Below are 23463 nucleotides of genomic sequence, written 5' to 3'. Positions count from 1 at the left end.
AACACAGAGAAGGAGGGCTTATCTTTGACAGAGAAACCATCCCTTTTGCTTCAGGAGCAGGAGAAGAATACACAGATTACGACAGAGGACAGCATTCGATCTGAACTGACATACGACCAACGCAGCTTCATTATGAATGGAGAACGCATATTTCTGAACAGTGCCACCATCCATTATTTCCGCATGCCGAAGGAGGAATGGCAGAATGTGCTGATGAAGGCCAAGCTGGCTGGCATGAATTGCATTGATACCTATTTTGCATGGAACGTGCATGAACCTGAGGAAGGACAATGGTCGTTCGATGGAGACAACGATTGCGGGGCCTTTTTGGACCTGTGCGCAGAGTTGGGCATGTACGTCATCACGAGACCGGGACCGTTTATTTGCGCAGAATGGGATTTTGGCGGTTTCCCGTATTGGCTGGAAACGAAGCAGGGAATTCAGTTTCGGCAAAATAATGAAGTTTATCTGCATTATGTGGATTTGTATTTTGACCAGATCATTCCAATTATTCGCGAGCGTCAGCTATCCGCCGGAGGCAATGTTATTCTCGTACAGGTCGAGAACGAATACGGATATCTGATGGACGATGATGCAGCGAGTGCCCATATGAACCATCTTCGGGACAGTCTGGTTGGGCGTGGGATCGATGTACCTCTGATTACCTGTGTAGGTGGCGCAGAAGGCACGATAGAGGGAGCGAACTTCTGGTCGGGTGCTGACGGGCATTATGCAAAGCTTCGGGATAAGCAGCCGGATACACCGAAGATCGTTACGGAGTTTTGGACGGGATGGTTTGAAAATTGGGGTGGACCTTCTGCCATTCAGAAGACGGCGCCATTGTTTGAGAAGCGCATGATGGAGATTCTTCGTGCCGGATATACCGGGATCAGTCACTACATGTTCTATGGCGGAACCAACTTTGGCGGATATGGCGGCAGAACCGTGGGCAGCAGCGATATTTTCATGATTACCTCTTACGACTATGATGCACCGCTGAACGAGTACGGACGGGTAACCGCCAAGTATGCTGTAGCCAAAACGGTAACCTATTTTGTGCATGCATTTGGCGCATTACTGATGGAGACGGAGGAAGTCCCAACAGAGCAGATCATGGTGCGTTATCCGCAAGGTGTTTCTGTACGAGGCAGGTTTAAAGGCAATGAGAAGATCTGGTTCCTGGAGAGTCACAAGGATGAGCGCGAGACGTTTCACGTCACGCTGGAGGGAGGGCGGACACTTCCCGTAGCGTTGAATCCAGGGCAGATTATTCCGATACTGGACAGGGTGAGGATTGCCGAGAATGTATACCTGACAGGCGGTACGGTGATTACGGGCAATGAAGTGGTGAACGGAACATTGACCCTGTTCATCGTGGCCGAGGCGGGACAGCGTTCAGTCATTGAACTGGAAACGAACACCTTGATTGTACAGGGCAGCAGCATGCAAGTGCGGGCAGAACGTAATCCGTACAACGGAGCCTATCGCTTCGATCTGGTACATTTCCGTGAGCCAGGCATCATTCATCTGGAGGCAAGCGGTGTACCTGTTCGGTTCGTGGTTCTGGACAAGAAATCGATGGATCGAACGTGGAGAATCGATGGAGGGGACGAGCCGAATCAGGTGCGTTATGCCATCGGATTGGATGATGTAGATGTCTCACTTACCGGGCAGGTCACGGGTATGATCTCTGATGCGTTTCGGACGATTGTGCTTCTCGGCAGCTGGATTGATGGTGAACGGACGTTGACTGGACGTGAGTTCATATCCGCAGCAGGAAGCGATTCACAGAGCGGCATACAGGATATACAGGATTTACACGTTCAGGACTCAGCCGTAGCCATGCAGCATGCGGAGTTCACAACACCGCCGATGCCACCAAAACTGTCTGATTCTCCTGAGTTGTCTCGTGTGACATTGACAGCGGAACAGCGTTCTTCCAGTGGTCAACCAGAGCACTTTGCTCAGTACGGACAGGATTTCGGGTATCTCTTGTACGAGTGCGACTTTAACCATTCGGTCGATGAAGTCACGACCCTCATTTTGCCCGCTCTTCAGGACACGGCCAGAATATATGTCAATCGTGTGGAACAGGCACTGGTTCGTCAAGTTGGTGCAGCGTGTGTCCAAATGCATACGACGAAAGGAAAGAATACACTTCAGGTACTGGTCCAGCATATGGGCAGGCTGAATTTTTCTCCGCATTTGGGTGAAAGCAAAGGTCTAACCGGGCCTGTATACATCGGTGGGTCCGTTCAGGACATCCGCCGGAATTGGCATTCGGAGCTTGGGGAGGTTCACCTCGATGAATTGAATCATCTTCAAGGGGCCCCGATGCTGAGCAGGAGCTTCACGCTGGACGGAGCAGATCGGGCAATTCTCGTTGGCGCCGTAAGCCAAGGTCTGCGCATCAATGGCATGGATGTTTCAATGGAGGGGTACCAGGACTGGTTCTCGTTCACGACGCTGGATGTTTCCCTTTACTTGCGACCAGGAGAGACCAATACGTTGGAAATGCCTTTTAGCAAATCGCCGCTGAACCGGCTGGAACTGATCCTTTATCGGAGTGAAGATGAATTGAAGGATTGGCGTATGGCTGGTACGGATGCCTTGCTGCCACAACAATGGGAGACGTACGAGGCATTGAATGAGTCAGGTCATCTCCATATCGATGGGCAGGATGCGGCCTATAGTGGCAATCGAAATGCCATGTCTGTGGGAGATGGTTCCTATGGTCAGCCTGTTTGGTACCGCTGGCGCTTCTCCAAGTCAGCTGTACCTGAACACTTCCGAGTGCACTTGATGCTTCGGCTTACCGGGATGAGCAAAGGAACACTTCATCTGAACGGGCACCATCTGGGACGTTACTGGCAGATCGGTCCGCAAGAGGATTACAAAATTCCGGTATCCTGGCTGCAGGACGAGAATGAATTGCTGTTATTTGATGAGGAAGGCCGGAGACCAGAACGGGTGCGCTTCTTGTATGATAACTTGTCCCAGTATCCATGGGTTGTGGTCGAATAGATCATCCTTTAATCGTAGTAGTGCAAAGTTTAACTGAAGTATAGTTTTTCTCCTCAGTTGTTTCTATTCTCTTAGCGGAGACTGCTCAAATGATTGAATCTATAGATTCTGAATCTCCGGGCAGCTCGGCTAAAGTGAAAGAATGACGAGGATCGTTATAACCATTTGTTGAAACCGTTTACATTAATGGATGGCGTGTGGTCACGTGATTTGTGAGGGGGTGATGTTTGGCAAAAGAAAGTTATTCCTGTCCACATTTTCGATAAGGAGATGACCCATGTTCACGATGAAAAGATGGAATACAAGGTTATTTCAAACGTGTAAGTCCGGCATGATCATGCTGCTCGGAGCATTGCTTCTATTCTTTATGTTAGTTCCCAATACAGCCAGAGCAGCGACAAGTGTCTACACGATCTCGGCTTTTACCAATACGAGCGAATCCAATCTGTATATTTACGAATCCTATAATGCGACGAATTACGGGTTGTTAAAAGGGCCAGCCTATACACCCCCGGCCAATCTGATCCGTGATCCCAGCATCATGAAACATACAGATGGATTGTATTATGTCGTTTATACGACGAACTGGTCAGGCAATACGATCGGTATCGCATCAAGTACGGATAAGGTGAATTGGACGTTTGTCCGCAATATTACTCTATCCTTACCCACCACAATTGCACATACCTGGGCACCGGAATGGTTCAAAGACAGCAACGGCAGTCTGAACATCATCGTGTCCATCTCCCCAGGCAACTACGAGAACTTCAAACCTTATGTCATCACGGCGAAAAATGCGACGTTGTCTTCCACAACATGGACTGCCCCCACAGAGCTTACAGGCATTGCACCCAACTACATCGACACTTTTATCATCAAGACCGGCTCAACCTATCACGCGTTCACCAAAAATGAGACCACCAAGTATATCGAATATGCTACAGCCAATTCCCTCAGCGGACCTTACACATTCAAAGGAACAGGAGATTGGGCGGGATGGGGTTCCTGGGTAGAAGGACCTGCGCTTGTTCAGCTGGATAACGGTTCCTGGCGAATTTATTTTGACGGATATTCCACGCAAAAATATTATTACAGCGACTCTGCCGACGGATTCCAGACTTGGAGTGCCAAGCAGGAGCTTGCCGGTCTGACCGGATTGGTTCGGCATATGACCGTGCTGAAGGAGACAGGACAACCGGGTGATATTCGACGGCTGGAATCATACAATGTTCCGGGCAGCTATATTCGCCATTACAATTATCAGGCCCGAATTGACACCAACGTCAACCCTGCGGAGGATGCACAGTTTCGCATCGTTCCTGGACTGGCTGATTCATCAGGGGTATCGTTCGAGTCCATCAACTACCCGGGTTATTTCCTGCGCAATAACAACGGCACGATCATACTGGTGAAAAATGATGCCAGCGCTGCGTTCCGAAATGATGCCACATTCAAACGTGTAAATGGGTTAGCTAACGCAAGTTGGATCTCGTATGCCTCGTTTAGTAACCCCAATCTGTATTTGAGACATTACAATAATGTGCTGCGACTGGAAGCTGTCGTTACCACCCTCGACAAGTCAGACGCGACTTTCCGAGAAGTTGGGTCATAATTGGTGTTCGTGTTCGAAAGGATTGGATTTGTAATTCGTTCAAACGAATTAATCATAATCTCCTAAGGAGTGAAACGGATGAAGTTGTTCAAACGAATGAGTTCGCTGCTGCTTGCAGGAAGTTTGCTGACAGGCAGTTTGGGTCTGGGTACAGAAGCATCCGCAGCCGGTTCTTATACAGCGACAGCTGACCCTTCAAAGCAATATCAGACCATCGAAGGCTGGGGAACATCCCTGGCCTGGTGGGGCAAAGTGGTTGGAGAATATTCCAACCGGGACGAGTATGCGGAGAAGATGTTTAGCCCAACCATAGGGCTGGGTCTGAACGTTCTTCGCTACAACATTGGAGGCGGCGACAATCCTTCATCCAATGTCCTGGAATACCGCAAAGCCGTACCTGGTTATCAGCCTTCCCCGGGCGTGTATGACTGGAACGCAGACGCCAATCAGAGATATATGTTACAAGCTGCCAAATCATACGGGGTCAACGTCTTTGAAGCCTTTGCGAACTCCGCGCCCTATTGGATGACGATCAGTGGCAGTGTGTCCGGTGCGGCGAATGGTGGCAATAATCTCAAAGCGGATCATTATGATGATTTTGCTGATTATCTCACAGAGGTAGTCAAGCATTTCCGGGATAACTGGGGCATTACGTTTGATACGGTAACCCCGCTCAATGAACCGGTCTCCACCTGGTGGAAGCAGGGAAACGATCAGGAGGGCATGCATTTTGACCGGGCAGATCAGAACACCATCTTAAGTCAGGTGCAATCTTCCCTTACAGCAAAGGGATTGTCCACAAAGCTGAGTGCGCCGGAGGAATACAGTCTGGATGACACAACGACTTCCTTCAACAGTTACAGCAGCGCGGTGAAATCGGCGATCAGTCAAATTAACACACATACCTATGGGGGAAGCAATCGTACCGCATTGCGAAATGCAGCGACTTCAGCGGGAAAACATCTCTGGACCTCCGAATATGGAGACGGGGATGCCAGCGGACTCACGATGTCACGTACAATCCTCAAGGATATGCGCAACATGGGAGCGAGTGCATGGGTGTATTGGCAGGCCGTCGACAGTGCGGATGGCTGGGGATTTTTCAAAAATGTACTGAATAACACACAAACGACCAGCTACACTGTAAATCAGAAATATTATGTCATGGGCAACTACAGCAAGTTTATTCGTCCCGGATACAAAATTATCAGCATGAGTGATGCCAATACGCTTGCTGCTTATGATACTGCTTCCGGCAAAGTTGTGCTGGTCACCACCAATTCGGAATCGTCGGACACCAGTGTCACGTATGATCTGAGTCGATTTACCAGCGTCGGATCGTCTGCTCAAGTACATCGGACATCCTCTACGGAGAAGTTGCAGCAGCTGACCAATATCAACATTCAGAATAAAAAGTTCACAGCAACTGCCAAAGCAGGCTCGGTTACGACCTATGTTATATCCGGTATGACTTATAGCGGCAGTACAGGATATGAAGCAGGGGCAATCTATAAGCTCATCAATCGGAACAGTGGTCTCGCTCTGGATGTGAATGGGGCTTCCACTGCCGGGGGAGCAACGATTATCCAGTGGAATGACAATGGCGAGCTGAATCAGCAATGGAAGCTGGAATCCGCAAGCAACGGGTATTATAAAATTCGCAACGTAGGCAGTGGTTTGCTGCTGGACGTGAATCAGAGCTCGACACAAGGAGGAGCTGCCCTGATTCAGTGGCAGGATAACGGGGGCAGCAATCAGCAATGGCTGCCGGTGGATGTCGGAGGATATCTTGTGCTCGTGAACCGCAATAGCGGTTTAACCGTGGATATTAACCAGAGCTCCACAACTGCAGGAGCCTCGACCATTCAATGGGCAGACAATGGCGGAACCAATCAGCAATGGAATTTGGTCAAAGTGAATTAGAAGTGAGTATGCAGATTGTTGATCCTGATTAAAATTTGTTCACGGTGCTCCTTTCTTGAAACATGGCCTCTATATCACACGGCTCGATTCAAGAAAGGAGTTCACGGGAAAGGACGAACCGGCCAATATCCTGATCCGTATGTCCTGTTTGCACCAAGTCAGATAATATTTTACCGACTGCACTTGCAAATTTGAAACCATGACCGGAAAATCCGCCTGCCAGCCATACATGGTCATGGGCAGGATGTCGGTCGATAATAAAGTCTTCATCCGGTGTGAACTCGTATTTGCATACCGCACCACGCTTCAGTTTTCCGGCTGCCAGAGGCATCCGAAGTTCAAGCAATCTCCGCAGATCCCCCTCATCCGTCTCAACAGAACCAAAGGGAGCCTGTGTACTGCCTGGTGTCCACTCCTGCCCCGTATCGTGACGTCCAAGCTTAAGACCCGACCCGCCAATACTCGGAAAGCCATAGTATCCGCCTTCTTTTCCAGCCAGCGTGAAACCGGGAAAGTGATCCTCGGCGAACAATGCCTCAGGTGCATCAAACCACCCCACGGTTTTGCGTACAGCTCGAATGGGAAGGTTCACAAACGGCTTCAGCGTCTGAAACCATGCCCCGGCACTGAGAATGACCTGGTTCGCATAATACGTCTCACCAGCTGATGTGATGACTCCAACAGAATCTGCGCTGCACTCAATATGTTCGACACGTGTATGCGTTAAGAGAGTGGCACCCGATGCTTCGGCTGCCTGACGGAAGGCGAGAACGCAGCGTTCACTGAACAAATATCCTGCATCAGGCTCATACATTCCCTCGTAATGTTCGGGGATTTCAATACCTGGCCAGCGTTTCATGATCTCGGCTGCATGCAAGGTTTCGTACCGAATCCCCGCATCGTCAGCATGGGTTAACCGATTGTAAAAAGAATGGATGTCCGGGTCAACGATATTCAAAACGCCCGATGGTACAAGCAATTTGGCCCCCGTTGTATCCTCCAGTTCTTCCCACAGTTCCTGTGCCAGAAGTGCCATCGCTATATAATCAGGTCCCCCGCTGTACACATGGCGAATAAGACGGGGTTCCCCGTGATGGCTGCCTTCCGTATGCGGAGGATCAAAGGCATCAATTAGCAATGTTTTTAACCCGCTGCGCGAAAGATAATAACCTGCACTCATGCCCATGGATCCGGCTCCAACGATAATAACGTCATAGGATTGTGATATAACCATCCCTCCTTCCACTTATTTTGCAGAGACCCATCTTATACAGGATAATCTAGTCTTCAAATGTACGGCAGTCAATAGAACGGGTTATAGAGAAAGGCGATACAACAATAGAACATTTTGATTAAGGATAAAGTTGTATGTATACCAAAATAGTGGTAGAGTTTTGAACTAAACATTCCGACCTGATTAGTAGGTATTGATGGACTCTAAGTATTCAGTCAAACGTAAACCAAGATTTTCAATTCGCTGTTAACCAAGCAAACTGAACTACGCTTACCCATTACATCTGTGCCGTTAGCAATTCCCCTAAACGGAAGGAGCAAAACAATGTTTTCCAATCCCGACTTTAGAGTTTTTGATATCCATGCCCATCTGCCTTATAAACTTTTGCTGTCTGCTTACAAGAGCCATGAATTAGTGACGCGGTATGGCAAGGAACGAAGTGAGCGAATGCGACTAACCTGGGATTTCCCGTCGGTGGAGGAGCAGGGAGAGGAAGCAGCGAAGCCGTTAATCGAACGGTGGGTGGATGAATTGAACAAATACAATATTGCCGGACTTAACTTTCTGACGGCTCTGGATAATGACAACCTGGCTGAACAAATATCCCTATACCCGGATCGGTTTACCGGTTTCGCCTATCATCCGATCGAAGATGAAGACGCAGCCATTGAGCTGCGACGTGCGGTGGATGAGCTCGGATTGCGAGGATATAAGTTGTTTGGTCCCCTCACCCAGATTCCCTTTGACTCTCCTTCGCTTGATCCGGTGTGGGCGTTTCTTGCAGAGCGCCGCCTGCCTGTCCTGATTCATTTTGGCATGCTTGGTCATGCCGGAGGCATCGTTCATCATCCCAACATCAATCCCCTTGCCATCTTTAATACGGCCCGTGCCTATCCGGATATTCCGTTCATCATTCCTCATTTTGGCGCAGGGTATTTCCAGGAGCTTCTGCATCTAAGTTGGAGCTGCCCTAATGTGTACATCGACACATCGGGTTCCAATCAGTGGGTACGCTGGATGCCATACGAGCTGAACTTGGAGACGTTATTCCGCAAAACCTACGAACTGTTGGGTCCGGAGCGAATCATCTTTGGAACGGATGCAAGCGGATTTCCGCGTGGTTATCCCTATCGTTATTTGCAGGATCAGGTGCGTGTATGCCGTGAACTTCGCTTCCCTGAAGCGGACATTGAACTCATCTTTGGAAATAACGCAAGACGTTTGTTGAAGCTGCCTGTTGGCAAAACCGTCGGTTCTACCAACGCGTAAGCCAAGGAAATAGATAACGTTATAACACTTTTGTTGGAAAAAGAGGGGAGAGTGGCTTCACTTGACGGAATCCGGTTATTTTTCATTCAGGCCAAGCAAGACCCTGCAATTATTGATTGCAGGTTTACTCTTATTGAGCATTACAGCTTGTTCAACCAAGCCATCCGAAGAGTCCGGTTCAGCAGCTGTTGCAGCTTCGGGTGATCAGGCGGAGCCCATCACGATTGAGTACTGGCAGTACGAATTTCCAGCCAAGGTTGAACTGATCAATACCTTAATCCAGGAATTCGAGACTGAACATCCCAACATCAAAGTCAAACAAACCAATTTTCCATACGACCAGTACAATCAAAAGGTTGCCACACTTGTTCCCGCCGGAAAAGGACCGGATGTCATCAATCTGTATTACGGGTGGCTGCCCAAATATGTGCAATCCGGTTATTTACAGCCGCTGCCTGAAAGCAGCTTTCCGGGCATCGCCGAGGCCTTTTTCCCTTTTGTAGATACAGCCAAATTAAACGGAAGCTATTATGCTCTGCCTACAGGCGTGAGAACGCTGGGGTTATTTTATAACAAGGACTTGTTCACCAAGGCTGGACTTGATCGCGACAAACCGCCGACGACTTGGGAAGAGCTTGTCTCGGATGCCAAGGCATTAACGGAAACGGACAAAAACGGCCAGTTGGTGACAGAGGGTTTCGCGTGGGAACCGGGATCCCAGCTTCATCACTGGTTCCGAGACGGATTGTTATATCAAGCGGGAGGCAAAGATACAAGCGAGGATCGTAGGAAAATCCTGTGGAATGATACCCCTGCAGGGCTTGAAGCATTCAAGTATCTGGTTGATTTTGCAACCGTGCATAAGGTAGGAATTAACGGCTTTTACACCGATGATGCCAATGCATTCAAAACCGGGCATGCCGCAATGAACGTGGATGGTTCATATCGATTGGGATCTATCAAAAAAGACGCTCCCGATTTGAATTTTGCTGTCGCACCGCTGCCGGGTTATAAAGGAAAATCCACACAGGCTTCATTCTGGGCCAATGCGATTCCAGCCAATGTTACCGGAGAGAAGTTGGAAGCAGCTACGGCCTTTTTACAGTTTTTGATCAGCAAGGGCGTTCAGGAACAATGGGTGGAGAAGGTGGGTGAACTTCCCGCACAGAAAGAAGTGGCCCTTCAGGACAAGTATGTGAATGACCCGCTGCTGGGCCCTTTTATCTCCCAACTAAACGATGCCAACGCCCACTTCTTCATTGATGAGACGCAGGAGCGTACGTTGTTTGTGAACGCTGTGGATGAGGTGCTTCTTAATCATGTACCGGAAGAACAGGCTTTCAACGATCTGGTAGCCAAAACCCAGAAGCTCTATGACGACTACTGGGCGAAACAGGATAAGAAAAAATAAGTTCTCATTCAAGGAGGCTGCGCAGCTATGAGGACTACCGGGGTGATCCCTTCGCGGCCGAAACGGCGTTTATGGTTCGGACCGGGAATAGGAAGACTCAATTACAGGCATAAGCAGAGGTTATTCATTTATGGCGGTTTGTTGATTCCGCTGATCTATTTTGTAGTCATCCGCATCTTGCCCATCCTGTATTCCTTTAACGTGAGCTTTCGCGAATGGGGCATGCTCTCACCAGACAAACCCTTTGTGGGTTTTGATAATTATGTGACATTGCTCAGTGACCCTCTATTTCTCAAGTCGCTGGTGAACACAGGGATCTACGTCGTTGTTGGTGTGCCTGCACAGTTGATTGCCGGATTAATCGTGGCTCTTCTTCTCCAGCAAGTAGTGAAGCTGCGTGGATTGTTCAGGACGGCCTACTTTATCCCGTATGTAACCAGTGTAGTCGCGGTAAGCTGGATATTCCGGTGGTTGCTGATGAAAAACGGGATAATAAATGCCCTATTTATCGAGTTGGGTCTTGGACCGCAGTCATTCCTGTATTCGCCCTCACAGGCCATTTTCTGGATTATTGCGGTGATGGTATGGCAGAATATCGGCTTTCAAATGCTCATTTTCCTGGCGGGCCTGCAAAACATCCCCAAATTGTATTATGAGGCGGCTGCCATAGACGGAGCCACGGGCTGGCAGCGCTTTGTCCATATTACGATCCCTCTGTTGAACCCGGTCATGCTTCTCTCCGTCGTCATGGCAAGCATTGGGTTCCTGCAATCCTTTACCCAGATACTGAATATGACTGGCGGCGGGCCGTTGGACTCCACCATATCTGTCGTGCTTCATATATACAATTTGGCTTTCAAGAGTTTTGATATGGGCATGGCCTCGGCAGCCACCGTAATTTTGTTTGCCATCATATTCATGCTGACACTGGTTCAGCTTAAAGTGCTGGGCAGCCGTTTTCAACAGGAGTAAAAGGAAAGGAGGGTGCTTTTCAAGGATGAGCAGATCTGCAGCATGGGCCGAAACAAGAACAACAACGCTCCGCTGGAAACGTTCCGGGTCACTGATCAGTTATGCATTACTTACGCTCGGACTTGGGGTGATGGTATTTCCGTTTCTATGGATGATATCAACGTCATTCAAGATGCTGGATGAAATCTACTCTCTGAGCCTCATCCCCTCCAGATTCACATGGGACAATTATGCGGCCATTTTTCAGGGAACTCCATTTCCCCGCTGGATGTTGAACAGCCTATCTGTAGCCTTTATTGCCACCGTGAGCGTCTGTGTATTTGATTCCATTACGGGATACATTCTGGCCAAATTTACGTTCTGGGGGAAACAGGTTATCTTTGTACTCATTCTGAGTACATTAATGGTGCCAACTGAAATGCTGATTATTCCATGGTATCTGGTATCCAGCAGTTTCAACGGCATGGATACGTACTGGGGTATTCTGTTTCCAGGTTTAATATCCGGATTTGGCATTTTTCTAATGAAGCAATTCATGGAATCTCTTCCTTCGGAATTACTGGACGCGGCACGAATAGATGGCATGGGAGAATGGGGCATTTTCCTTCGGATCGCAGTTCCGCTGGTAAGGCCAGCGTTTGCCACCCTCTGCATTCTGACATTCCTAGGCAGCTGGAATTCGTTCATCTGGCCGCTCATTATTACACAGAGTGAGGAGATGTTTACCATTCCGGTCGGGATGGCTTTCTTCTCCAGCGAGGCCAAGGACAGCAGCAACTGGGTGCAGATTATGACCGGAGCAACACTTTCGGCGCTGCCATTAATCGTTCTCTTTCTCTGCTTCCAGAAGCAGATCATTCGTGGCATTGCGACAACAGGTCTCAAATAGCATTCATATGCTTATATAACAAAACAGAACAAAACAAAGCCGGTAACCCCAACAAGGGTGCCGGCTTTGTAATATACTGTTAAGCATAGTAAAATAACACAGAGCACGGTGCTTAACCATAAGCAGACAAATGATGTCTCGTAAGCTTGCCTGTGTCTAATAGCTGGTTGGGAAAATAGGAAAGGAGCTGAATGAGACAGATGCCAGCATCATTTTCACATGAGCCCGAAGGATATGAATGTCCATTTTGTCATGTTTGGGGTATTGAGCGACCTGATCAGGGAACAAAACAAAGGGATATCATCTACCAGAATGAAAAGGTAACGGCATTTATAGCGGGCAAATGGTGGCCAAACAATAAAGGACATGTTCTTGTTATTCCGAATCAACATTTCGAAAATATCTTTGAACTTCCTGCGGATTACGCAGTTGAAATTCACCGCGCGGCTCAGCTTACAGCATTTGCAATGAAAAGTACATATGGGTGCGATGGAATTTCTACGCGGCAACATAATGAGCCTGCTGGCAACCAAGACGTATGGCATTATCATCTCCATGTTTACCCTAGATATATGGATGATCAACTTTATCTGTCAAAGGGTTCTCAGTCTGATCCAGATGAACGCGCTTACTATGCTGATAAGTTGCGTTCTTGGATAAAGGAACACATTTAAGATCCAGAAATAAATATACTATTTTATCTGATTTGGAGGTTGTAAAATGGCGTTTCCGACACACATTGTATCTGCAGGCGGAATTGTAGAAGATGGAGCTGGAAATATCCTTTTAGTAAAAGCCCATGACGATGGTTGGGTGTATCCTGGTGGGATTACTGAAGTTGGGGAAAACCTGATTGATGGCGTGATTCGTGAAATTAAAGAGGAAAGTGGAATAGACGCCACGGTTAGCCATTTAATTAGTGTTGTTTCAAATACAGCAATCCATAAGTGGTATGACGGTGTGACTGATGTCCCTACGAAGGTCATGTTTGATTTCGTGTGTAAAGCTGTGGGCGGAGAGTTAGCCACTTCTAATGAAACGAGCGAATGCAGATGGGTTCCAAAGGAAAATGTTCTGGATTTGATTACTTTACCTGGAATCCGCATGCGTTATGAAGCTTATTTGAACTTTAACGGCTCTGTGAATTATATGGAGTATGTTACGGCGTCAACGACAGAATTTAATGTCAAGCTTCAAAGGAATGTTTAGTTGTACGAGGGGATGTGCATTTTCCATATGAAAATAGGTGATTCGTCCATGGAAGGCAGAACCGACCTTGGATATAATCGGAGACTAAAGCCGAAGCAACCAGGCGGAATACTTCATTGAAACAATTGACGAGACGTGACGGAACAGAACCAGAGGTAACTTTGCCGGGAACAGCTTTTTACCACATGCGTGCAGAACAGACCAAAAGAGAGTACGAGATCAGAGTTTGGGTGCCGGAGAGCTCTCCGCCAGCTTTTGATTATATGAGTGACTATTCCTGGGCTGAACGCCGCGGGTTAAAGCTGTATATGTACGTTGGGAGTCTGGAAGGGGTGTACAAGGATAATGCTCAAGCACAAATGCTGGAAAATACACGTTCTGCGTGTCGCATGATTTTGGCCCAGGGTTATCCTGCCGAGCGGCTGAATTACGTGGAGGAAGAGGGCGGGACGCATGATCTTTTGTTTTTTGCCAAGCATCTGCCCGAAGTATTATCCTGGTTGTATGAGTGATCATATGGCTTAGGTAGTCCTTATTCTGTTTGGATATCGTCACACCTCAGCTTGTCCTTCCGAATTCGCCCATGCTATATTGAGGAGATGTGAGGAGATGAGGATATGAAGCTGGTGTCCTGGAATGTGAATGGATTGCGGGCATGTGTTACCAAAGGATTCATGGATTATTATAACGAGAGTCAGGCTGATATTTTCTGTGTGCAGGAGACCAAGCTGCAGACAGGACAGATCGAGATGGATCTGGGAGAAGACGTATATCAATACTGGAATTATGCTGTCAAAAAAGGATACTCCGGCACCGCCGTATTTACCCGGATCAAGCCGCTATCTGTCTGGTACGGGATAGAGGAAGACAGTGAACTGGAAGGTCGAATGATTACGCTGGAGTTTGACCATTTTTATCTAATCAACGTATATACCCCCAATGCGAAGCGGGATCTGACCAGACTTCCTTACCGTCTGGAATGGGAGGATCGATTCAGAGGGTACGTGCTGCAATTGGAGCAGACCAAGCCGGTTATCGTATGTGGTGACCTGAATGTAGCCCATCAGGAGATTGACCTGAAAAATCCGAAGCCTAATCTCGGCAACTCGGGATTCACCCTGGAAGAGAGAGGCAAGATGACCGATCTGCTGGCTGCCGGATATGTGGACAGTTTCCGTCATCTGTACCCGGATCGTACGGATGTGTACAGCTGGTGGTCTTATATGCCAAAGGTTAGGGAACGGAACGTGGGCTGGCGTATTGATTACTTCCTCGTGTCCAATCAACTGGCTCCGAAGGTGTCCGATGCGCATATTGACTGTCATGTCATGGGCAGTGACCATTGCCCGGTAGGCCTTACGTTACAACTGTAGATGGCAAAGGGTGTATTTGCCTTTTTACAAAATGGTTATCATCAAAACCGCAGGTTTCCGTTATCGGGACCTTGCGGTTTTTTATGTTGTCTGTAAGGTGGTCTTCCCTTTGGTACACGTCTCAACGGTATTCTTCATGCTGCGGGTAGGGAACAGACCTAGACTTAGGTTGGGGAAAGAACTGGACCCGGGATCGTTCCGTTTCCACCCGTACTTGGGTAAGATTGAAGAATACATATAGAAGATGAGTCGGGTAAGGGGTAGAGAACGATGAAGAAGGGGTTACGGAGAGGTTTAAAGGGGCTGGGTGGCCTGATGCTGGCAACAGGACTTCTGCTGCTGGCAGGAACCGCGTACGAGGCGTATCAGTCGACACAGGACATGAAATCTTACACTGCACCGGGCAAAATGTATGAGGTGAGCGGACGCAACATGCATCTCTATACAACGGGAAGAGGAAATGCGACGGTTGTTCTCGCTTCAGGCTGGGGTACGCCTAATCCGTATGTTGATTTCAGCCCGCTATATAACAAGTTGAAATCCCAGGTGAACATTGCGGTGTATGATCGGTTTGGTTACGGGTATAGCGATTATACGGATCGGCCACGTGATATCGATACCATTACGGAGGAAATTCATCAACTGCTGCGAGTATCCGGCCAACGTCCGCCATATATCATGGTAGGTCATTCTCTTGGATCGCTGGAGACCGTGCGATTCGCACAAATGTATCCCGATGAGGTAGCAGGTATGGTCATGATTGATGGAGGTAGTCCCGAATATTACAGCACTGTGGCCATGGAGCCATCGGATTGGTATTTTGATTCAGCACGTTTTCTGGTGAAAACAGGCATTGCGCGTACATTGCTGCATTCGGATCGGATAACGGAATCTTTGGTCGTTGACCCGGATCTCGTTACGGAGTCAATGAGAAAGGCAGCCACCATTTCCACGCTCAAGCATGCTTACAATGACAACGTGATTGGAGAGATGCGCCATTCCAAGGCGAACGCAGCCCGTATCCTGGAGCATAAAAAGGAATTCTCCTTCCCGCTAACCATTCTGACGGCCGGTTCAGAGAAACCGAGCGAAGGCAGCCGGGCATGGCAGACAGATCAAGCCCATTTTGCTGCATGGTCCATTCAAGGAACACAGGTCACTGTGGCACACGCCAAACACGATATTCATAACAGTCAGCCGGATATTGTCGCTAGTAAAATTTTGGAGTTGGTGAAGCGGTCCGGTGAACTATGAAGAACATGATCCAGCAAAAATATAGCAAACAGGACGAGGAGGCAGGATGGATGAAAAAAATCAGAACCGTATCAAGATTCCTTTCCTTACTCCTGGCAAGCTGTCTGTTGTCTCTAACGGTGTTGTCCGTTTCCGTCTTGTTTGCTACTTCTTCCGTAGATGCCATACCTTTTATCCAATCGGTTGGACGTAATTAGAATAAAAGGAATATTTATCCTACCTTGCTGCTCTGCATGCAGGGTATTTTTATTTCAAACTGGAAACCTGACAATTTACATGTTATGTTATATCATTATACTAGATAAAGTAGGCAACTATAGATGAAGACAGGAGAGGATTGAACATGGTCAAAGTTGGTATCGTAGGTTACGGAAATCTGGGCAAAGGTGTAGAGAAAGCGATTACTCAAAACCCGGATATGGAGCTTGTTGCTGTATTTACACGTCGTAACCCGGAGCAGATGGTTGCAGAAGGTACGGAGGTTCGTTTCGAGCACATCTCTGCTGCTGAGCAATACATAGGCAAAATTGATGTGATGATTCTGTGTGGAGGTTCGGCAACCGATCTTCCGGAGCAGACACCTGCAATTGCAAAATGGTTCAATACAGTGGATAGCTTCGATACACATGCCAAAATCCCTGAATTCTATAAAGAAGTTAACGCTGCGGCAGAGCAAGGTGGCCACGTGAGCGTCATTTCCACAGGTTGGGACCCAGGCTTGTTCTCCATGAACCGACTGCTTGCCCAATCGATCCTGCCAGAAGGTAAAGAATACACGTTCTGGGGTAAAGGGGTCAGCCAAGGTCACTCCGATGCCATCCGTCGTGTTCCGGGCGTTAAGGCTGGTGTTCAATACACTGTACCTGTTGAAGAAGTAATCAACAGCATTCGTGCTGGGGAGACACCAGAGCTGTCCACACGTGAGAAGCATCTGCGTCAATGTTATGTGGTTGCAGAAGATGGTGCGAACCAAGACGAGATTCGCGAAACGATTGTATCCATGCCGAACTATTTCTCGGATTACGATACTACGGTAACGTTTATTACGGAAGAGCAATTGAAGGCTGAGCATGAAGGCATGCCGCACGGCGGGTTTGTCATTCGTAGTGGAGTTACAGGCACAGGCCAGAAACAAATTATTGAGTTTGGTCTGAAGCTCGACAGCAATCCTGAATTTACTGCAAGTGTACTGGTGGCTTATGCAAGAGCCGCACAACGTTTAAGTCAGGAAGGACACAAAGGGGCCAAGACAGTATTTGATATTCCACTCGGACACCTGTCTCCTAAATCGGCTGAGGACCTTCGCCGCGACTTGCTGTAGTCCGTTAATTCATTACCGCAGTTGTAAGTCCTGATTATGTATATCTAAAATGTAATACAACACAAATAGCTCGTCCTTCTAAACAGAGGGACGAGCTATTTGCTGTACAAACGAATGAGTACCTATCCATGGTTTAATCATATTCATTGCTAATTCATACTTCATCTTGGGTTAGTCTTCCCTACAGCCAATGTGAGGGAAGGTTTAAATGATAAGGCAACTTGGTATCTGCACTGCCTTTTGCCGAGTTGAGCTGGGATTGTGTCAGAAAGATACTGCCTCTCAGATCTGCTCCGCCCAGATTCGCATCCCGCAAGTCGGCCCCGATTAGATCGGTGTTTCTCATATCTGCGTTTCGTAGGTCTGCCGCTATCATTAAGGCACCTCTGAAGCTCGCTCCCCGAAGGTCAGCTCCTTTTAGATTGGCACCCAGAAAGTCTCTTCCGTTACGCTTTTTGGTCTTCGATTGGGATGGTCCCTTACCCGAAGCTGGAACCTTTGCCCGCACCATCTCGCTGGCCTGTACAAGCAGTTCGTTCACCACCGCCCGATGTGCGGGAATATCGAGACGTAATATGGCAGATGGCTCCAGATCGGTTAGTCGTTCCGTTTCCCGATATACGTCCTTCAACGCGGCATGGATGGATGATGTTTCCGGCAGCTGCAGCATTTCATTGATATAGCTCATCATCTCATGAAGCTGCTTCATGACAGGCAAACAATCGAACATCTCGGCAGCAGATTTGGGATGATTACGCCAATCCCTGCCCGCATATGTAATTTGCGATAGTTTCTGACCAGCTCCAAAACAATCATACACTGTACACCCCTTGAACCCTTTCTGCCGTAACTGTGTATGGATACCGCAGCGGTTATCGGTACGGAGATTGGGACAGGGGGTACCACTGGATTTATCAAAAGCAAAGTCGGAGGATTTGCCATACGGCAAGGCGACACAGCATAGACCAAAACATTGCTCGCAGTCTGCGCTTAAATGCAGAGTAGCCTGATTGCTACTGAATGCTTGGTTAGTCATTTGTACACTTCCTTTAATTAAGAAAATTGCTATTTTAAGGTCAGTACAACTTTACCATCACACTGAAATTTGATCAATATGCCGCATAGTAACGAAGGAAGCGTAGGCTAGAATGGACTTGAGGCAGCAATAGGCATACAGGATCTGCGCTCCACAATTTCCGTATTCACATATATGTGAGCTGCGTTCTTCTCGACACTATCCAGGTTATCCATAATTCGATTCACGGCAGTTTTGGCCAGCATGTCCTTTTTAACATGAACGGTTGTCAGTTCGGGACTGATAACTTTGGCTTCAAAAATATTGTCAAATCCCATCACGGAAATATCTTCCGGTACCCGGAGGCCGATATTCTGTAATGATTTGATCGTACTGATCGCCATATAATCGTTTTCGCAAAAAATGGCCGTAGGCCGTTCATGAAGAAGACTGATGGACTGTTGCAGATGTTCTTGCGGCATAACCAGCATCGGCTGCAGATCAAACGTCAATGCCTCATCAATGGTCAGATGGTGCTCTGCCAGAGCTGCCCGGAAGCCTTCCTCGCGTTTGATAAAGTTCGGAATACGGGTACTGGATTTCACGTAGCCAATACGGCTATGCCCGAGTTTAACCAGATGTTTGCCCGCCTGGTATCCGCCCAAGCTATTATTAATGGAAACAAAGTTCGCATCCACATGTTCAAACGCTGTATCCAGAATGACCACATTGGCATGAATGGATTGAATGGCTTCGATCATGGGTGGAGTCAAATTGATACCGAGTAACAAAATGCCCGCCGAGGGCTGTTCCTTTTCCAGGGTTTGCAATTCATGCTGCAAATCCTGCACATCGATGGATGAAATGACAAGCGTATTGCCGTGCTGTTTGACCTGCTCTGTAATATGGTGAATCAGCTCATTAAAGAATGGAAGAGAATCATAATGCTCTGTAATTATGTCTGTATTTTTGCAGGCCACAAAACGAATAATAGCATTGGACTTCTGGACTTCTCTTCCAGTTTTGATCGTTCTCGGTTTGTATCCATGAGCTTGTGCAATATTCAGTATATGTTCCCGGGTCTGCTCGCTCACGCCAGGTTTATTGTTAAAAGCAAGAGAGACAGCTGCTTTGGATACACCGGCCAGCCTCGCAATATCATCAATTTTCAACATACATCCTCCTAAAATGGACTATATGTGTACAGTATACCACGATTTAAGCTTAAATTTCAGTTGTTTACTAAACTAAACTTAACTAAAGTTTGTAAATAAAAACTAAAATTATAATTGACTGTTTACATATATGATGCTAATATTCAATTGTAAAACGCATTCATTACCCAATATTAGATTAAAAACATATTAAATTAACTAAAATAAACTAATTAATTTAGTTGGAAGGGTGAGGTGGTAAGATGAAGGTTAACATTGCGGCAAACCGCAGGACGTTTGAGGAACAAGGAGAATCGTTTTTCTATTTGGCCGATACCGTTTGGAGTGCGTTTACCAATGCTACGCTGGCTGAATGGGAAGAGTATCTGGATTATCGCAAAATGCAGGGATTCAATGTGTTGCAAATCAATGTGCTGCGTCAATGGGATGCCAGCGAATCTGATCTCGATCTAGAGCCATTCAAGCTGTTGGAGGATGGATCTACAGATTATGGCACATTCAATGAAGCCTACTTCGACCGTGCGGAAGAGATGCTTCGAATGGCAGTAGAACGAGGTTTTACACCTGCACTTGTGCTTTTATGGTGCAATTACGTACCTGATACATGGGCTACGAAGTTTCAGAAGAACAGCAAAATGCCGCTTGATGCCGTCGAGCCATATGTCACTTACGCTGTGAGTCGTTTCTCGAAGTTTGATCCAATCTATCTGGTCAGCGGGGATACGGATTTTCCATCCAACGAGGCGATTGCTTATTATCAAACAGCACTGGAGACGGTGAATCGATTAAATCCATCCAGTTTGACGACGCTGCACATTCAAGGAAGATTGCGGGACATACCGGAGAAATTTATGAATCATGAAGGACTGGATTTCTATATGTATCAGTCTGGGCATAATTCTGAATTTCAATATATGTCACATGAGATTGCAGAGCATTTCTATAACCAACCACAAATGCGCCCCGTGATCAATGGTGAGCCGTGTTATGAACAGATCAGTTATAGCCGCAACGTATATGGACGGTATTCTGCAGGGGATGCTCGCAAGGCGGCGTGGCAAAGTCTGCTTGCTGGAGGGGGTGCCGGAGTGACTTACGGTGCACATGGCATCTGGAGCTGGCACAAAAAAGGCAAGAAATTCGGCATCGTGGAGGGTGAAGGCTTCGACAGTCCTTATGATTGGAGAGCGGCTCTTCGCTTCGAAGGCGCTTGGGACTATTCATTTATGAAGTATCTGTTCCTTCAATATAAGCTGGTTGGTGTGAAGCCACTGGATATCGTATTGAATGCTACCAAAGAAATTCGTGCTGCTGGCAACGAGGACACGCTGGTCCTTTACGTTCCTGTAAATACCAAGGTTCGGCTCAATTTCCCTGTGGAAGAGTACCGGTTTACAACGATTGATCTGGTACATCGTCGCTTTGCTCAGACAGATGCGTTCCATGAGAACGATTACGGCGTACTCCCGATGCATGAGTTCGAACATGATGTGCTGGTTATTGGGACAAAAAAGTAAGGCATCGAACAGCCTGAAGCGGTGAAGCATCATGAAGAATTACATTATAGATGAGGTGAAGGTATGTGGAGAATCGGTATTGTGGGTACGGGATACTGGTCGGAAAAACACATTAAGGCTTGGCAGTTCATTGCCGATGCCGAAATTAAAGGAATATGCGATAGGGATGCGGCAACCCTGAATGATAAATCAGATAGGTTCAACATCCCGGCTGCGTATCGTTACTTGGACGTGGCATCCATGCTTGAAGAGGCTGACGTCGATGTGCTGGATATTATCACACCCCCGGATACACACTTGGAGCTAGTGAAGCTTGCCGCAGCGGCTGGTAAACATATCATGTGCCAGAAGCCATTTGCCCGCTCCATTGAGGAAGCCGAAGAAATGGTTCGGATTGTTGAAGATGCTGGCGTACGCCTCATGGTGACGGAGAATTGGCGCTGGCTTGAGCCTTTTCAGTTGATTAAGAAGCTTTTGGGAGAAAATGCGGTTGGTAACCTGAACACGATTCGTTATATTCATACGGACTTTTACTCACCACGATTTGCACCGGAGCAGCAGCTGCCACAGCCTTTTTTCAGAGATATGCCACAGTTGCTGTTTTATGAGATGGGTGTACATTGGTTTGATACATGGCGATTCCTGTTCGGCGAGCCTGAACGATTATATGCTGAGACTCGCAAGATAAGTTCTTACACGGTAGGAGAAGATAGCGGCATGGTCATGCTCGGTTATCCAAACTATGTGGGATTGATGGACATGAGCTGGGCAACACGACGTGAGTTGGATGAACCTTTGCCGGATCGGGTGCTGCCAGATCACAAGGAGCAGCTGATCATCGAAGGCGATAAGGCTTCCATCAAACTTTACAAGGATGGACGGTTGACCATGATCGATAATGCTGGTGTCGAAACTGTACTGGCTGAACAGACGGAACTGAATTACGAGGACAGTCATCGCAAACTGCAATCCCACTTTATTGAATGCCTGAATACTGGAGCGGAATTTCAGACCAGCGGTTCGGATAATGTCAAAACGCTCCGCCTGGTGTTTGATACGTATGACAGTGCAGCCAACCATAAAGTGCAACGGTATGAAGAGGGGAAATAATGTCTATTAATGATATCGTCATGATCATCATTGCCTTCTTTCTGGTGCTTGGTGCCGTGGACAAGGCTCTCGGGAACCGGATGGGACTGGGGGAGGCGTTTACGGAAGGGATCATGGCTATGGGGACGCTCGCACTGGTGATGGTAGGGATTGTATCTCTGGCGCCCTTTCTCGCAAGCATTCTTATCCCAATTATTTCGCCTATGTATGAAGCGATCGGTGCTGATCCAGCATCGTTCGCCAATACCATCCTGGCCGTGGATATGGGCGGATACGCTTTGGCGAGTCAGATGGCGCAGAGTGATCAGGCAGGACGCTTCGCCTGGGTGTTCCTCGGAACGATGTTCGGACCGACCATTGTGTTCACGATTCCCGTTGCGCTAGGTATTCTAGATCGGAAGGATCATCCATACTTTGCCAAGGGTGTGTTAATCGGCATCAGTACCATTCCTGTCGGTTGTTTAGTTGGGGGTCTGGTAGCAGGCATTGATGTCACGGTCATCTATAGAAACCTGATTATCCCAATTCTGCTGTCTGTACTCATCATAGTAGGTTTGCGCTTTTTTACGAAACAGACCGTGAGATGGTTTAAAATATTTGGAAGCGGTATCACCTTATTGTCCCTGTTCGGGCTGGTAGCTATAGCCGTAAAGACCCTCACAGGTTGGGTACTCATCCCGAATATGGCTCCACTCTCGGAAGGGATCATGACCGTAGGAACAATCGCCATTGTGCTGGCTGGCGCATTCCCAATGGTGGCTGTCATTAATAAGACATGTAAAGCACCGCTTGAACGCGCAGGCCGATTGCTGAACCTGGATGCGCCGACAACAGCTGGACTTGTCGCTTCACTCGCTCACAATATTCCGACCTTTCGGTTGGTCAGAGATATGAATCCAAGAGGTAAAGTGATCAGCATTGCTTTTGCTGTTAGTGGATCATTTGTACTTGGTGGACATTTAGGGTTCGTTGCGGGAATGGATAAAACAATGGTAACTGCCATGATTGTGGGCAAGCTTGCAGGTGGCATCAGTGCGGCACTAGTAGCATCATGGGCAACCCCAGCCAAAACCCAAACGAAAAATAAAATCGGATAACAACGAGATATGAATACAAGTAAATGAGCTTTCATTCATTTTAACGCAGATACTATGG

General features: G+C 47.7%; 20 protein-coding genes. 17 read left to right on the top strand and 3 right to left on the bottom strand.

The features are described from left to right. Nucleotides 1-24 precede the first annotated feature (24 nt). The 3 genes from MHB49_RS26110 (at nt 25) to MHB49_RS26100 (ending at nt 6559) form a co-directional block, all read left to right on the top strand. Nucleotides 25-3024, top strand: coding sequence for a beta-galactosidase (locus tag MHB49_RS26110; protein WP_405153551.1), 3000 nt, complete (start codon nt 25-27; stop codon nt 3022-3024). 277 nt (nt 3025-3301) lie between these two features. Next, nucleotides 3302-4636, top strand: coding sequence for an AbfB domain-containing protein (locus tag MHB49_RS26105; RefSeq protein WP_405153550.1), 1335 nt, complete (start codon nt 3302-3304; stop codon nt 4634-4636). Between the two features lie 78 nt (nt 4637-4714). Next, on the top strand, nt 4715-6559 hold the full coding sequence (locus MHB49_RS26100; protein WP_405153549.1) for an RICIN domain-containing protein: 1845 nt from the start codon (nt 4715-4717) through the stop codon (nt 6557-6559). Nucleotides 6560-6647: 88 nt separating this feature from the next. On the opposite strand, the gene solA is transcribed toward MHB49_RS26100, so the two are convergent. After that, on the bottom strand, nt 6648-7793 hold the full coding sequence (gene solA, locus MHB49_RS26095) for an N-methyl-L-tryptophan oxidase (protein ID WP_405153548.1): 1146 nt from the start codon (nt 7791-7793) through the stop codon (nt 6648-6650). Between the two features lie 324 nt (nt 7794-8117). Here solA and MHB49_RS26090 point away from each other — a divergent pair, with 324 nt between their 5' ends. The 11 genes from MHB49_RS26090 to MHB49_RS26040 all read left to right on the top strand — a co-directional run bounded on the left by MHB49_RS26090 (nt 8118) and on the right by MHB49_RS26040 (nt 17491). Then, a complete protein-coding gene (locus MHB49_RS26090) occupies nt 8118-9062 on the top strand; it encodes an amidohydrolase family protein (protein WP_405153547.1) in 945 nt (314 codons plus the stop codon). 61 nt (nt 9063-9123) lie between these two features. Further along, nucleotides 9124-10473 carry an extracellular solute-binding protein gene (locus MHB49_RS26085; protein WP_405153546.1) on the top strand — a complete coding sequence of 450 codons (1350 nt, stop codon included), beginning with the start codon at nt 9124-9126 and terminating at the stop codon, nt 10471-10473. Between the two features lie 27 nt (nt 10474-10500). Next, nucleotides 10501-11445 carry a carbohydrate ABC transporter permease gene (locus MHB49_RS26080; protein ID WP_405153545.1) on the top strand — a complete coding sequence of 315 codons (945 nt, stop codon included), beginning with the start codon at nt 10501-10503 and terminating at the stop codon, nt 11443-11445. A gap of 25 nt (nt 11446-11470) precedes the next feature. After that, nucleotides 11471-12334 carry a carbohydrate ABC transporter permease gene (locus tag MHB49_RS26075; protein ID WP_405153544.1) on the top strand — a complete coding sequence of 288 codons (864 nt, stop codon included), beginning with the start codon at nt 11471-11473 and terminating at the stop codon, nt 12332-12334. Nucleotides 12335-12534: 200 nt separating this feature from the next. Beyond that, a complete protein-coding gene (locus tag MHB49_RS26070) occupies nt 12535-13008 on the top strand; it encodes an HIT family protein (protein ID WP_405153543.1) in 474 nt (157 codons plus the stop codon). 46 nt (nt 13009-13054) lie between these two features. Next, on the top strand, nt 13055-13543 hold the full coding sequence (locus MHB49_RS26065; protein ID WP_405153542.1) for an NUDIX hydrolase: 489 nt from the start codon (nt 13055-13057) through the stop codon (nt 13541-13543). Nucleotides 13544-13659: 116 nt separating this feature from the next. Then, nucleotides 13660-14055, top strand: a complete 396-nt coding sequence (locus MHB49_RS26060) for a hypothetical protein (RefSeq protein ID WP_405153541.1) — start codon at nt 13660-13662, stop codon at nt 14053-14055. Nucleotides 14056-14160: 105 nt separating this feature from the next. Continuing rightward, complete coding sequence (locus MHB49_RS26055) at nt 14161-14916, top strand: exodeoxyribonuclease III (protein ID WP_405153540.1); 756 nt, start codon at nt 14161-14163, stop codon at nt 14914-14916. Between the two features lie 270 nt (nt 14917-15186). Next, nucleotides 15187-16170: an alpha/beta fold hydrolase gene (locus MHB49_RS26050; protein ID WP_405153539.1), complete on the top strand. Its 984-nt coding sequence runs from the start codon at nt 15187-15189 to the stop codon at nt 16168-16170. Nucleotides 16171-16220: 50 nt separating this feature from the next. Next, entirely contained in the window at nt 16221-16367 is a 147-nt protein-coding gene (locus tag MHB49_RS26045; RefSeq protein ID WP_405153538.1) for a hypothetical protein, read from the top strand. Between the two features lie 146 nt (nt 16368-16513). Continuing rightward, entirely contained in the window at nt 16514-17491 is a 978-nt protein-coding gene (locus MHB49_RS26040; protein ID WP_405153537.1) for a diaminopimelate dehydrogenase, read from the top strand. A 181-nt stretch (nt 17492-17672) separates the two neighbouring features. On the opposite strand, the gene MHB49_RS26035 is transcribed toward MHB49_RS26040, so the two are convergent. Both MHB49_RS26035 and MHB49_RS26030 read right to left on the bottom strand, forming a co-directional pair. Beyond that, nucleotides 17673-18527 carry a pentapeptide repeat-containing protein gene (locus MHB49_RS26035; protein ID WP_405153536.1) on the bottom strand — a complete coding sequence of 285 codons (855 nt, stop codon included), beginning with the start codon at nt 18525-18527 and terminating at the stop codon, nt 17673-17675. A gap of 107 nt (nt 18528-18634) precedes the next feature. Continuing rightward, complete coding sequence (locus MHB49_RS26030) at nt 18635-19678, bottom strand: LacI family DNA-binding transcriptional regulator (protein WP_405157240.1); 1044 nt, start codon at nt 19676-19678, stop codon at nt 18635-18637. A gap of 245 nt (nt 19679-19923) precedes the next feature. Between MHB49_RS26030 and MHB49_RS26025 the strand changes: the two genes are divergently transcribed. The 3 genes from MHB49_RS26025 (at nt 19924) to eutH (ending at nt 23405) form a co-directional block, all read left to right on the top strand. Beyond that, nucleotides 19924-21198 carry a DUF4038 domain-containing protein gene (locus MHB49_RS26025; RefSeq protein WP_405153535.1) on the top strand — a complete coding sequence of 425 codons (1275 nt, stop codon included), beginning with the start codon at nt 19924-19926 and terminating at the stop codon, nt 21196-21198. Between the two features lie 63 nt (nt 21199-21261). Further along, entirely contained in the window at nt 21262-22308 is a 1047-nt protein-coding gene (locus MHB49_RS26020) for a Gfo/Idh/MocA family protein (RefSeq protein ID WP_405153534.1), read from the top strand. Further along, nucleotides 22308-23405 (top strand): ethanolamine utilization protein EutH, encoded by a 1098-nt coding sequence (eutH, locus tag MHB49_RS26015; RefSeq protein ID WP_405153533.1) that lies wholly within the window; start codon nt 22308-22310, stop codon nt 23403-23405. The genes MHB49_RS26020 and eutH overlap by 1 nt, the downstream gene beginning before the upstream one ends. The last annotated feature ends 58 nt before the right edge of the window (nt 23406-23463 follow it).

It is taken from the genome of Paenibacillus sp. FSL K6-0108 (assembly GCF_045040695.1).
Taxonomy (GTDB): domain Bacteria; phylum Bacillota; class Bacilli; order Paenibacillales; family Paenibacillaceae; genus Paenibacillus; species Paenibacillus pabuli_B.
Note: the sequence above shows the minus strand (reverse complement) of the source record. Positions and strands in the feature narration are given on the sequence as shown.

What these genes read in the sequence shown, in the direction of transcription:
- MHB49_RS26020 (WP_405153534.1), top strand. Translation starts at nt 21,262, where the DNA reads ATGTGGAGAATCGGTATTGTGGGTACGGGATACTGGTCGGAAAAACAC.
- MHB49_RS26065 (WP_405153542.1), top strand. Translation starts at nt 13,055, where the DNA reads ATGGCGTTTCCGACACACATTGTATCTGCAGGCGGAATTGTAGAAGAT.
- MHB49_RS26040 (WP_405153537.1), top strand. Translation starts at nt 16,514, where the DNA reads ATGGTCAAAGTTGGTATCGTAGGTTACGGAAATCTGGGCAAAGGTGTA.
- MHB49_RS26090 (WP_405153547.1), top strand. Translation starts at nt 8,118, where the DNA reads ATGTTTTCCAATCCCGACTTTAGAGTTTTTGATATCCATGCCCATCTG.
- solA (WP_405153548.1), bottom strand. Translation starts at nt 7,793, where the DNA reads ATGGTTATATCACAATCCTATGACGTTATTATCGTTGGAGCCGGATCC.
- MHB49_RS26070 (WP_405153543.1), top strand. Translation starts at nt 12,535, where the DNA reads ATGCCAGCATCATTTTCACATGAGCCCGAAGGATATGAATGTCCATTT.
- MHB49_RS26075 (WP_405153544.1), top strand. Translation starts at nt 11,471, where the DNA reads ATGAGCAGATCTGCAGCATGGGCCGAAACAAGAACAACAACGCTCCGC.
- MHB49_RS26035 (WP_405153536.1), bottom strand. Translation starts at nt 18,527, where the DNA reads ATGACTAACCAAGCATTCAGTAGCAATCAGGCTACTCTGCATTTAAGC.
- eutH (WP_405153533.1), top strand. Translation starts at nt 22,308, where the DNA reads ATGTCTATTAATGATATCGTCATGATCATCATTGCCTTCTTTCTGGTG.
- MHB49_RS26100 (WP_405153549.1), top strand. Translation starts at nt 4,715, where the DNA reads ATGAAGTTGTTCAAACGAATGAGTTCGCTGCTGCTTGCAGGAAGTTTG.
- MHB49_RS26055 (WP_405153540.1), top strand. Translation starts at nt 14,161, where the DNA reads ATGAAGCTGGTGTCCTGGAATGTGAATGGATTGCGGGCATGTGTTACC.
- MHB49_RS26050 (WP_405153539.1), top strand. Translation starts at nt 15,187, where the DNA reads ATGAAGAAGGGGTTACGGAGAGGTTTAAAGGGGCTGGGTGGCCTGATG.
- MHB49_RS26045 (WP_405153538.1), top strand. Translation starts at nt 16,221, where the DNA reads ATGAAAAAAATCAGAACCGTATCAAGATTCCTTTCCTTACTCCTGGCA.
- MHB49_RS26025 (WP_405153535.1), top strand. Translation starts at nt 19,924, where the DNA reads ATGAAGGTTAACATTGCGGCAAACCGCAGGACGTTTGAGGAACAAGGA.
- MHB49_RS26105 (WP_405153550.1), top strand. Translation starts at nt 3,302, where the DNA reads ATGTTCACGATGAAAAGATGGAATACAAGGTTATTTCAAACGTGTAAG.
- MHB49_RS26080 (WP_405153545.1), top strand. Translation starts at nt 10,501, where the DNA reads ATGAGGACTACCGGGGTGATCCCTTCGCGGCCGAAACGGCGTTTATGG.